The 12518-nt window shown below is 27.4% G+C and carries 12 protein-coding genes; 5 read left to right on the top strand and 7 right to left on the bottom strand.

The annotated features are described in order from the left end of the window. Nucleotides 1-57: 57 nt before the first annotated feature. Entirely contained in the window at nt 58-2301 is a 2244-nt protein-coding gene (gene pulA / locus HH195_RS04355) for a type I pullulanase (protein ID WP_196371708.1), read from the bottom strand. 250 nt (nt 2302-2551) lie between these two features. Here pulA and HH195_RS04350 point away from each other — a divergent pair, with 250 nt between their 5' ends. Further along, the gene (locus HH195_RS04350; protein ID WP_196371707.1) at nt 2552-3034 is read left to right on the top strand and encodes a hypothetical protein; all 483 of its coding nucleotides are present in this window, start codon (nt 2552-2554) and stop codon (nt 3032-3034) included. A 32-nt stretch (nt 3035-3066) separates the two neighbouring features. Beyond that, nucleotides 3067-3486 carry an Lrp/AsnC family transcriptional regulator gene (locus HH195_RS04345; RefSeq protein ID WP_196371706.1) on the top strand — a complete coding sequence of 140 codons (420 nt, stop codon included), beginning with the start codon at nt 3067-3069 and terminating at the stop codon, nt 3484-3486. Between the two features lie 118 nt (nt 3487-3604). On the opposite strand, the gene HH195_RS04340 is transcribed toward HH195_RS04345, so the two are convergent. Beyond that, on the bottom strand, nt 3605-4363 hold the full coding sequence (locus tag HH195_RS04340) for an MBL fold metallo-hydrolase (protein WP_196371705.1): 759 nt from the start codon (nt 4361-4363) through the stop codon (nt 3605-3607). A 345-nt stretch (nt 4364-4708) separates the two neighbouring features. Between HH195_RS04340 and HH195_RS04335 the strand changes: the two genes are divergently transcribed. After that, complete coding sequence (locus HH195_RS04335) at nt 4709-4900, top strand: hypothetical protein (protein WP_196371704.1); 192 nt, start codon at nt 4709-4711, stop codon at nt 4898-4900. A 118-nt stretch (nt 4901-5018) separates the two neighbouring features. On the opposite strand, the gene HH195_RS04330 is transcribed toward HH195_RS04335, so the two are convergent. After that, on the bottom strand, nt 5019-5558 hold the full coding sequence (locus HH195_RS04330; RefSeq protein ID WP_196371703.1) for a TetR/AcrR family transcriptional regulator: 540 nt from the start codon (nt 5556-5558) through the stop codon (nt 5019-5021). A 137-nt stretch (nt 5559-5695) separates the two neighbouring features. On the opposite strand from HH195_RS04330, the gene HH195_RS04325 reads away from it, so the two are divergent. After that, nucleotides 5696-6331, top strand: a complete 636-nt coding sequence (locus HH195_RS04325) for an oxygen-binding di-iron domain-containing protein (protein ID WP_243278542.1) — start codon at nt 5696-5698, stop codon at nt 6329-6331. A 105-nt stretch (nt 6332-6436) separates the two neighbouring features. Here HH195_RS04325 and ppcA read toward each other — a convergent pair whose 3' ends face one another. The 4 genes from ppcA to HH195_RS04305 form a co-directional block, all read right to left on the bottom strand. Next, nucleotides 6437-8050, bottom strand: coding sequence for a phosphoenolpyruvate carboxylase (gene ppcA / locus HH195_RS04320; protein WP_196371702.1), 1614 nt, complete (start codon nt 8048-8050; stop codon nt 6437-6439). Between the two features lie 284 nt (nt 8051-8334). Next, on the bottom strand, nt 8335-9918 hold the full coding sequence (locus HH195_RS04315; protein ID WP_196371701.1) for a collagen-like domain-containing protein: 1584 nt from the start codon (nt 9916-9918) through the stop codon (nt 8335-8337). A 136-nt stretch (nt 9919-10054) separates the two neighbouring features. Further along, nucleotides 10055-10483 carry an RrF2 family transcriptional regulator gene (locus tag HH195_RS04310; RefSeq protein ID WP_055257714.1) on the bottom strand — a complete coding sequence of 143 codons (429 nt, stop codon included), beginning with the start codon at nt 10481-10483 and terminating at the stop codon, nt 10055-10057. A gap of 133 nt (nt 10484-10616) precedes the next feature. Continuing rightward, the gene (locus HH195_RS04305) at nt 10617-11783 is read right to left on the bottom strand and encodes an AI-2E family transporter (RefSeq protein WP_055257716.1); all 1167 of its coding nucleotides are present in this window, start codon (nt 11781-11783) and stop codon (nt 10617-10619) included. A 184-nt stretch (nt 11784-11967) separates the two neighbouring features. Here HH195_RS04305 and HH195_RS04300 point away from each other — a divergent pair, with 184 nt between their 5' ends. Next, on the top strand, nt 11968-12510 hold the full coding sequence (locus HH195_RS04300) for an NADH peroxidase (RefSeq protein ID WP_055257718.1): 543 nt from the start codon (nt 11968-11970) through the stop codon (nt 12508-12510). The last annotated feature ends 8 nt before the right edge of the window (nt 12511-12518 follow it).

Genomic DNA, 12518 nt, shown 5'->3' with positions numbered 1-12518 from the left:
AAATTCATCTAAAATTTTACTCCCATTATATATGGGAGTTCTTATATTATTTACAATTTATTCAAACAGCATTAACATTGAATGAGATTTAATTTTAGGAATATTATTTTCATCCACAGTATCTATTATATTTTCTTCTGCATATTTATTATTTACTACTATATTCCATTTTCCACTATGACTTTTAGGTATCTTATAATTGACATCATAATCGTCTATTGAAGTTGCGTTATATATAACTAATATATTTTTCCATTTATCATCTGAATTATTGTATAAATGAGATATTATAACTCCGCTATTTTCATCATTATTAATAAAAAATATATTTTGATTATTTCTAATATCCAAATCTGAACTTTTTCTAAAAGCCTTATGTCCCTTTCTAATTTTTATAAGACCTTTTATAAAACTAAACACTTCATAATATTTAATTTTATCTGCCCAATTTATTTTATTTATATTATCTAAACTCCTATAGCTATTATGATCTCCTTGTTTACTCCTTAAAAACTCTACCCCACTATGCAAAAATGGAATGCCTTGAGCTGTTAAAATAATTCCAACTCCTAACACCAACTGACGAACTTTGTAATTTTCAAAAATATTTTTATCTTTTATATTTTGATACCGTCCATTTTCTATATTACAATCCATTGATTTTTCTATTTGATCCCATAATGTATAATTATCATGAGCTGACACATAATTAATAGATTCCCTTGGTAATTTTGTAATTGTATATATAGAACCTTTTAAACCCTCTATAACGCTCCAAGCCTTATCTCTATTATGTGCATCACAATTTATATATCCCCATGATGGAGAATTATCCCCTCTTATAGCATCTCTAAAAGCATCATTAAATATTGAAAAATCTTTTCCCTTTTGACTTCCTTTATAAGTTCCATTTTTAAGAGGGGAATAATCAGCCTTCCACGGTTCTCCATATATTATAATATTCTTGTCTATTTCTTTAACCTTTAAAACTATTTCATCAATTGTTTCTTTGTCTATAAGTTCCATTAAATCGAATCTAAAACCATCTATATTATAATTTTTTACCCAATGAATTATAGAATCTACAATAAATTTTCTAACCATAGGTCTTTCTGTCGCAAGCTCATTTCCACACCCTGATCCATTTGTTAAGTCGCAAAAATCATTAGTTCTAAAGTAATAATAAGGGACTATATTTTCTAAATTTTCTGTGCTTGCCATATGATTATAAACAACATCCATAACCACTCTTATACCATTTGCATGAAATCTTTTAATCATTTCCCTAAATTCTATAATTCTCACATTAGGTTTATATGGATTTGTAGCATAGCTTCCCTCTGGAACGTTATAATTTTTAGGATCATACCCCCAATTTCTGTTGCTTTTATCATTTATCTTTTTTTCATCTACTGAATCAAAATCAAAACATGGCATTATATGTGCATGAGTTATTCCAAGTTCTTTTAAATGATCTATTCCTGTTTTACATTTTTTTTTACTCTGTTTATCTATATAAAAAGTTCCTTCTTGAACTGCTCCTAAAAATTTACCTCTTATTCTTTGAGAAACTCCACTATTCTCATCTATAGTAAAATCTCTTATATGCATCTCATATAAAATTGTATCTTCCATATTTTCAATAAAAGGTCTTTTATCATTTTCCCAATATTTAGGTTTTAATTCTTTATCATTAATGTCTAATAAAACCCCCTTTTCACCATTAACACTAACTGCCTTAGCGTATGGATCAATAGCATATTTCACCTTTAAGTCCATTTCTTTATCATTTCTATATTTAAAATAGAGTTTAAATAAATAATATCTATTTTTATTTATTTTATTCAACTCCACATCATAAACTCCGCTATCACTATTAAAAGACATTTCATATACTTCACAAGGTCTATCTATATGTTCATTATAATAATTATAAAGACAGATTTGAATCCTGTATGCTGTAGGTGCCCATATTTTTATTCTTATCCTGTTTTTATCAAATGTAACGCCTAAGTCATCTTTATCATAATAAAATTTATTTAAAAAATTCCTAAGTATAACCTTATAATATTTATCATTAATCTTAATCTCTAATATATCACTAGCAATTATATTTGGAATGTCTTTTATTATAATGGTTTTTCTATCTTCTAGTACATCCATACTAAAATTTTCTATTTCTTTATTATTTATAAAAAAACTATATGTATCACTATTTAAATAATTGTCATTTAAAAAAATTTTTATTTCATTATCTAAATCCATAACGGCACATCTTATTTTACAATTTACTTTATTCATACCTACCTCCATTTCATATTATTTTCATTTTTTATATTTTTATACAAATAAAATTTTTCGCAGTCAACGAATACTAAAGCATAGTGTAGTATAATTTATATAAGTATCTGTAAATCTAATAAATCCAATATATACATATTTGATTCGAGTAGCATTTAAGATAAAATATTTATTAAAGAAGAAATAAATATAATTATGATATATTTTTTGATAACTAAACTAACACTTAATCTATAAAGGAGCAAATAAAATGAATAAAAAAATTAAATTAATAATTTGTGCATTAATATCTGCAGTAATTTTATTTTTCGTTGGATTAATAATTGGATTTGCTGCCTACAACATATTCTCAGTTAATAATACTCAAAATACCACTGATAGCGCATCAACTAATAGTATTTCAAGCACACAACAAACAACTACTGTAAGTAACATAAGCAATAGCGATACTGATAATAATGATGTAAATACTCCATCAAAAAATATTGTTTCTAATAAAACATATAACCCTAATGCAACTATAAATTCTAATAACGCAAATTTATATTATAAACCAGATTCTAATAGCGAAATAATACCTGGTGGACAATATTTAGGTCATGGAAGACAAATAGAAGTACTTAAACAAAATGTTGATGGTACAAATTATGATGAAGTTATTGTTACTATAAGTAGTGTGCCTTATAAAGGATATGTTAATAGTCAATGGATAACTATGGGGATAAACAATTAAACTATATAATTTAAATTGAATGGAGATTTGATGTGTTGGATAAAATAGACAAAAATATTTTAAATGAATTAAGCAAAAATAGTAGAATAACAATGAAAGAATTGGGCGAGAAAATACATATGACTGGACAAGCAACATCTATTAGAGTTGCTAAATTAGAAGATAAAGGGTTAATAGAAGGCTATACTATTAAATTAAATAATGAAAAATTAGGTTACCCTATACATGCACTAATTACAGTCACCCATACAAATTTACAAAATCATAATACTTACATGAAATTTATATCAACTCAAAAAAACTTTATAATACACCACTATAAAATTAGTGGAGATGGATGCTATATTCTTGAATGTAAATTTTCATCAAATAAAGAATTAGACGAATTTGTAGTAAAATTAAATCAATTTGTAAATTATAAAGTTACACTAATTATTAATGAAATACTGTAATGATTTTTATCATTACAGTATTTCATTGTTTATAATATTAGAAGCTATCCCAATAAGAACTAAATTTAAATTCTTTTTTCTTTGTTTAAGTACATACCATTACTTAGTAAATTTAAAATTAAAGTTCATAATTTTCACCATCTTTTGGAATTAAAACTTTATTTGAAAATCCTTTCTCTTTAGTAAATTCTCTTAATTCTTTTCTTGATAAAGTCCAATGATTTACAGCTTCCATATGTGTAATTAAAAGCTTTGAATTAGGTAAACACTTATGAACTTCATATATATCATTTTTTCCCATGATTAATGAGCCACTATCGAAAAATTGATTATCTCCACCATTTATAATAATTACTTCGGGTCTATGTATACTAAGAGTTTTTTCAACTTCTTCATACCAAACAGTATCACCCGCTAAATATAAAGTTTTTTCATTGTCATTTTTAAAAATCACTCCACAAACGTTTCCGGCAAATTCTAATATCTTTCCCCTTCCATGCTGACCTAATGTTTTTATTAACTTTATATTATGAAATTGTGTATTTTTATTTAATATTTCAATATTATTAAATCCACATTCTCTCATTTCATTATAATCGTCTTTGTTTTGAACAAATATTTTTATGTCTTTTGGCAAACTTTCTTTTGCAACGTCATCGATATGATCTAAATGAGTATGTGTAACAATTATAGCATCTACATCTATAAGTTCTTTTATAGTAATTGGTAAATCAACTAACGGATTATTTTTATCTTGTCTAAGTGAATTGGGAAAAGGTGGGTAAGTTCCCTTATCAGCAAATACTGGATCTATTAAAAATTTTTTACCTGCATATTCAATTATTAATGTAGCATTTCTAATTTGTTTTATGTTCATAAATTATCTCCTTTGTTGAACTTTTATAAATATTATGATATTATTCTATTCTTTTTGTTTTTGAAAATACATAGGATAAATCACTTATTTTGCTCATTTAAGTTGATTAATGAAAATTTTTTTAATTAACATATTTATAATTTAAAATTAATAAATACACATATAATCATAAATAACTTTAAAAAAATACCCTAATTATACTAATAAAATATATAATAAATTTTGATAAGCTAAAATCAATAGATAATTTCAATATATTTTGTGGATGTAGCTATTTAATTCATAATAATAACATAACTTTTATATTGTATTTAGCAATCGATACAAGCATTCGTTCAAAAGGTTATGGAACAAAAATTTTATTTTAAAAATGGATTTGTTGATACAAAATACAAATTAGTGGATTCTGGAAATATTTGTGATGTTTTGTATAAAGGAAATAATTTTTCAAAATCTGAATATGAAAAATTACTCAAAACTTTTTCATTTGGTTTTATAAAAAAACATTGCCTTTATTCACCTAATAACTTATCTTAACAAAAACACCTAAGTTAATAAAATTAAATGTTAATTAACTTAGGTGTTATTATACATACTTTATTCATTTATTAGTTTAAAGTTAAATTGTTTTTACATTATTATATTTCTTTATAAATTATTTATTACTTTCTAATAAATAAGGTGATAATTCTTTTTTAATTGTTGAATAAACAATATCAGCTAATTTTTCAGGAGTTTCCTTCATCCCGCGAGAAAACCATAACTTATAATTACTGTAAATTCCTCCAATATGATAATATAATTCATATAGCATTTCCAAATTCGTTTCAGCCAAATTATATATTTTATTAAAATAGTTGTTCAATACATTTAAAAATATGTAAGTTAAATTATTTTTATCTATTAATAAAAGTTCACTTTTATAATTATAAAAATGTTTAAATAAAGTATATAAATAAGTTTTAATAGAGTTATTTTTCATACATTTATATTCTTCTAAATAATCATCCATAATTTTATTGAAAAAAGTTTCTATAATATTCTCCTTACAACTAAAATTACGGTAATACGTAGAACGATTGACTCCTGCTTTATTGGTTATATCTTGAATTGTAATATCAGAATAATCCTTAGTTTTCATAAGAATAAATAAGCTTTGAATAATATATTCTTTTGTTAATTGTTTTTTTGACATAATGCAACACACTCCCTATTTATGTTGCAATTGATGATTTTTCATTGAAACATAAATGAAAAAGTATTATTCTATATTTGCAACAAATGTTGTATAAATTTTAACACAAAAATTATTTTAGCTAAAGGAGAAAAATAATGAAAATATATAATGATTTATATCAATTCACACAAAATCTTTCTTTTATGAATTTTACTATTCATCAATATTTACTTTTAACTGAAGACCCTGTTTTAATATGTACTGGCACATATCAACAAGCTGAGCTAATATTACCTGAAATAAAAAAAATATTAGGTGATAAAAGATTAAAATATATTTTAATACCACACATTGAATCAGATGAATGTGGTGGCTTAGTAGTGTTTGTAAAAGAATTCCCAGATGCAATTATAGTATGTTCTCAAATCGGTGCACGAGAATTACCTGGATTTGGATATAAATGTAGAGTAATTTCTAAAGAACATGGTGATATAATTAAAGGCAACAATTTCTCTATTAAATGCATTGATTATCCTTCAGAAGTACACTTACAAAATGGTCTTGTATTTTATGAAGAAAAACGTAATATATTTTTTAGTAGCGATTTAATGTTAAGCTTTGGAGATGCTGCTGGAAAAGTTATTGATAGTTTATGGAAAACAGAGATTAATAATATTGGGTTACAAAATATTCCTAATAAAGAGAAACTTGATGCTTTTAAAAAACGTTTAAATGATATCAATCCAAAATTTATCGCAACAATGCATGGTTTTTGTATAAATTGTGAATAGTTCTAATACTAGATTTCTCTTAATAATTATATGCTAATAAAAACACCTTCATTAATCAATATTAATTAAATATCAATTAACAAAGGTGTTATTATTCATATCTTTTTATCCTATACTTCCACGAACTTTCCCCATTCTAACAATCCATTCATTAAGAATTTTAAGCTCTTCTGTCTTGCTAGATATGACATCTTGTTCAAGTCCCATAAGATGCATTATTATAGGACGAGTTGTTTTTAATAGTGTGTGATAAAAATCATTTTCTTCAAGATATTTATAATCTATGCCTAGGTTTAATATCTCATTTACAAGAATCATATCTTCTTTATACTCTTGCCTTGCAATTTCATCTATTATTTTTTTGGACACTCCAACATTTGCAAATTTAGCCGCAAACTTTAAATCCTCTGTAAGCATAGGGTACACATCTAAAAGCTTGTCAATTCCCTCTTGCCCATATTTTTCTTTTATTTCTTTTAAAGCCCTTCCCATTCCTAATATTTCAGGCGGCATACCTAAAGTATACATTGCACCAGTAAAAGAAATCGCTCTTGGAACAGCATAATCTTTTGAATTATCTATTGATAATATTTCTTTTTTAAGTTTTTCATCTTTAACAAGATTAGCTATGTTATCTAAATTTGCAACTTCTCTATTATATTCTAAACCTGTTTTTGCTTTTGTAAGTCTATCTCTATTTTTAGGAATAAAATCTGAAACAAAGGATACAGTATTTATAATCTTTAAAAATGTTGTTAAATAATGTTTTGAACATATTCCAATAAATTCTTTTAATAAATTAATGTCTTCCTCTGATAGATTTTTATGAATTGATAAATGAATTTTTTCATCTAATTCTTTAGCAGCTAATCTCGTTTTTTCTGCTCCGTAATCATATCTTAATGCTGATTGAAAAGTAAAAGTTTTTATTCCACTATAAGTATCTATCATTTTATCTATGTTTTCCCCATTAAAATGACCTCTAAATGGAAGCGATCCACAACCCAATATAGGATTTATTGATACACCTACTTTTTCTCCCCATTTATATGCTTTATCAACAGCCATGATAACTGATAAAACACCAGATATTAATCCATAAGACATAGCGGTATCAGATCTTGCTATCATAATTCTTAAGGATTTTATATCATCACCTTTTTCTTTTTGAATACAATAAAAATCATTTAATATTTTATCAATATTAACTAATGATGGTACATCTTCAACTAAAGGAATTATTCTAACACTATTCTTTTTAAATTGAACGGGATAATTTTTATTTCCCATCTCTATCACAGAATTTACTCTTTCTTGAAATTCAGCTATCTCTTCACCACTTTCAATCATTGGAACTACAACCTCTGAAATAGCTTGAGTCTTTGTAAGACCATATGCCTGACTATTAGTTTCTACAATTGACATAATGCTCATAAGCTGCCTAAATATAGATTCTTTATTAGAGTTAGGTATTCTAGGAGTTATTCTTACATCTTTTCCTGGAATAACGCCATTACTTATAAGTCCTAAAGCTACTTGAGAAGTTTGATGATATGGTGTTAATTTACCTTCAAAATCTATCATTATTTCTTGTATGCCAAGTCCGCCTTTCTCAACTGAAGATAATCCTTCAATAGCTTCTGCTGGTTCTTGTTGTATTGATACATATGTTTCAACATTATCCGGATGTTGTGTCATCATAGAACTAGGAATTTTCAATATAATCACGACTCCTTTTTTATTTTGCTTATTTATTTTTTATTATATTGCATTTTTTATTAAATTTCAATATTTTTTATATTTTTTTGCAAGTTTTTATACAATCAACTTGCATTAAAATTTATTATTTTATTATATTGAATTATTTGTTTGATATTTTTCCGAATTATTTGTGTATTTTTTTAAATTATTATATGTGTCAAAGTTTATTTTTCATTTATAACAATCACAAATAAAGAGATATGAATTTTACTCATATCTCTTATATATTTATATATTAAAAATTAAGCTAATTTTATAATCAAAATACTTGATGAAAATTTTGTATACCCTTTATTTCTAGTTGCCTCTTGTGTTATAGCGTATGGTGTATCATTAATCAATGAATATATACCAGGCTTTTTAGCTACAAACAATGCTTGACCAGATATTACGCCTCTGCTTGTATCACTATTTGCAGGTAAGCCAGAGTTTGCTATCCTACGTTCTATTTTGTTAGTATCATTATCATCATTCTCAACAAAGGTTAAGACCATATCACGAGACCTCTTATTAGAAATTAACACACTCCAATACACAGCATAAGTTCCAGGATTCAATATCTTAATAATATTTTTTCTTTCACTTTCTATATACTCACTTTCTATGTCATCTCCAACTGGTGTTGCAACATCATTAAATAATATTGTTTTTAATGGCTCTATACATTCTGAGCAATGTAATTTTTGACAATGTAATCCTGACTTTGAACACTCACAAGCACCAGTTGCACCTGTTGGACCTGTAACTCCTATTCCTGTTGGACCAGTAGCCCCTCTTAATCCAGTAGGTCCAGTTGCTCCCATTGGACCTGTAACTCCGGTTATTCCGCTTGCTGGTCCTGTTGGTCCTGTTGGTCCTATCGGCCCTATTATACCTAATCCTGTTGGCCCAGTTGGACCTACTGCTCCTGTTACTCCCGTTGGTCCTGCTATTCCTGTTTCTCCCCTAGGTCCTGTTGCACCTTGTATTCCCGTTACACCTGTTGGACCTATCTCTCCTGTTACTCCGGTTGGACCTGTTATTCCCGCTTCTCCTCTAGGTCCTGTTGCTCCTGTTGCACCTTGTATTCCTGTTGCACCTGTTGGTCCTGTCACTCCAGTCACACCTTGTATTCCTGTTGCGCCTGTTGGACCTACTGCCCCTGTTACTCCAGTTGGTCCTGTTATTCCTGTTTCTCCCCTAGGTCCTGTTGCTCCTGTTATTCCACTTGCTGGTCCTGTTGGTCCTATCGCTCCTGTTGGACCTGTAACTCCTATTCCTGTTGGTCCAGTAGCACCTCTTAGTCCAGTAGCACCAGTTGCTCCAGTTGGACCTATTACTCCAGTTGCTCCCCTAGGTCCTGTTGCTCCTGTTATTCCACTTGCTGGTCCTGTTGGTCCTATCGCTCCTGTTGGTCCCGTTACTCCTATTCCCGTTGGTCCTGTTGGTCCTATTGCCCCTGTCGCTCCAGTTGGACCAACTACCCCTGTTGCTCCTCTTTGTCCAGTTACTCCAGTTACCCCTTTAGGTCCTGTTGTACCTCTACAACCAGTTGGACCTTTAAGTCCTCTTGGCCCTTGGATTCCTTGAACACCCCTTTCTCCTCTATCTCCCTTTTCTCCTCTAATTCCTCTACACCCAGTTGGCCCTGTTGGTCCCCTTAATCCTTGAGAGCCTTTTTCTCCTCTGTCTCCTTTTAAACCTCTTAAACCTCTCGCCCCAGTAGGTCCTTTAGGTCCTGTTGGTCCTCTTTCGCCTGTTGGTCCCTTACACTCATCTGGACAATCACAACAAATATTTCTTGAATCATCATCAATGTTTTTTTTACTAGATTTTCCTTTATCCATTAACTAACTCCCCATATTGATTAATACATTCATGGAAATACCATTATTTGTATACATTAAATTATATTCAGTAATTTAAAAATAATTAAAAAATAATTAAAACTACTTTAAATTTAAAATTTAAAGTAGTTTTAATTTATATATAATACATTATTTCATTTTTCTTTTCTTTATAATCCTTAACTAAATTCTCTAATTTTATAGAATTAAAATACTTATAAAATATAGAATTGACATTTTCCCACAAATTATCACATAGAAAACTTTCCATATCATTGGTTTTTTCTTCTATATTTACAACTTCCAAATTTCCTTCTAATATTTTTAATATATCATATATTGTAAATTCATATGACTCTTCATCTAAATAATATCCTCCTTGAGGACCTTTTTTAGCTTTTACAATTCCACCTTTTTTTAAAGCTGAAAATATTTGCTCTAAATATCTTTCTGATATATTTTGTCTTTCTGATATACTTTTTAGGGTTACTATATCTGATTTAGAAAATATAGCCATATCCATTATAGCTATTAACCCATACCTTCCTTTTGTTGAAATTTTCATATATAATCTCTCCCAATTCCTATTCTGTATTATTTTTTCACTTAACATTATTACAATAATCTTTTTAAATATATTATGCCATGAGTTTTTATGAAAATTCAACTATAACTAAAGTTAATATCTATTATAAATTTTAATTCGCATAATCTTCAGTAGATACTGGTAACCCTTTTTGCCTTAACTTCTCCTCGACTATTTCTTTAATTATAGAATAAATAACAGCAAATAATGGCACTCCTATTACCATGCCTATTATTCCCATGAATTTACCCATAACTAATATAGAAAATAAAATCCAAAATGGAGATATTCCTATAGAATCACCTAATATTTTAGGTCCTATTATATTTCCATCTATTTGTTGTATTATAAAAATTATTATTAAAAACCATAAAGCTTTTATAGGTGATACAAAAAGTATTATTATAGTAGATGGAACTGCACCTATAAACGGTCCAAAAAAAGGTATTATATTAGTTATTCCTATTATTACTGATATTAAAGGTGCATAAGGCATTTTAAAGATTATTAAAATCATAAAAGTTAATATACCTATTATAAAAGAATCTGTTATCTTACCAACTATAAATTTTCCAAAAGTATCATTTACTTTTTCTGCAATTTTAATTATCATATTAGCTCTTCTTTTAGAGAAAATCCCATAGCTTACCTTTTTAGAAAGAGCATAAAATTTTTCTTTATCGATAAGTATATATATAGAAATAATTATACCTAAAACTATATTCCATATGCTTGAAGTAATACTCATTAATAAATTTCCTAAAATAGGAATCATATCTGTGGCAATCTTTATAACATAATCTATTACCATATTTACCTTATCAGTTACTGTACTTAAAATCTCAGATTGCAACGTAGCATTTTCTACATTACTTTGAAAAAAAGATGACAAATTATTTACATAAGTTGGAATGCTATTTGCAAGACCTAATAAGCTTTCAAACAATTGTGGAATAACAAATTTAATAAAAAGAAATATGAATAAGAAAAATGTTATATATGTTAATAAAAGGGCTAAACTTCTTTTACCCTTTTTATTTATGTTAATTTCAAAAACTCTACCTAATAAATTAATCTCATAAAACTTTAAAATAAAATTTAAAAGATAAGCTATTACACCTCCTATAATAAAAGGCTGAAAAATAGCCATTATCTCTTGAAATTTATTTATAAATATTCCACTTTTAGACACTATTAAATAAAACACTATGCTACAACAAATAACTAATAATGAATAAATAGCTATTGTATTGTATTTTCTTCCCCAGTTTATTTTCATTTAATCCCTCCTATTTTATATTTTTCTTTATTTTGTAAAATCAGTATATCATCTGTAATATTCATTTTCAACAAATTTGTTTTATTATATTCCAATTTATAATTTTTGATTTGTTTGCCTTCGATGAATAAAATAGTTTTTTTAGCAAATAATAAAAATGAATTTTTAAAGGAGGTATTTTTAGATGAAAAAATTTGTATGTACAATTTGTGGGTATATTCATGAAGGAGATGCTCCACCAAAAGAATGTCCAATTTGTAAAGCTAGTGCTGATAAATTTCAAGAATTAACTGAAAAACTTATATGGGCTGATGAACATAGAATAGGTATCGCAAAAGATTCTATTCCAGAAATCATAGATGATTTAAGAGCTAATTTTATGGGTGAATGCACTGAAGTTGGTATGTATATTGCAATGAGCCGTCAAGCTGATAGAGAAGGATATCCTGAGATTGGAGAGGCTTATAAAAGAATTGCCTTTGAAGAAGCTGAACATGCTGCAAAATTTGCTGAAATTTTAGGTGAGGTTGTAAAAGCAGATACTAAGGCTAATCTTCAAGCCAGAGTAGAAGCTGAATACGGCGCTTGCGATGGTAAAAAGAAACTTGCAACTTTAGCTAAGAAAAATAATCTTGATGCTGTTCACGATACAGTTCACGAAATGTGCAAAGATGAAGCTAGACACGGTAGAGCTTTTAAAGGATTACTAGATAGATATTTTAACTAAAGGAGAGA

Source organism: Candidatus Sarcina troglodytae (genome assembly GCF_015708635.1).
Lineage (GTDB): Bacteria > Bacillota > Clostridia > Clostridiales > Clostridiaceae > Sarcina > Sarcina ventriculi.
The sequence above is the reverse complement of the archived record's forward strand: the minus strand, read 5'-3'. Positions and strand labels throughout refer to the sequence as shown.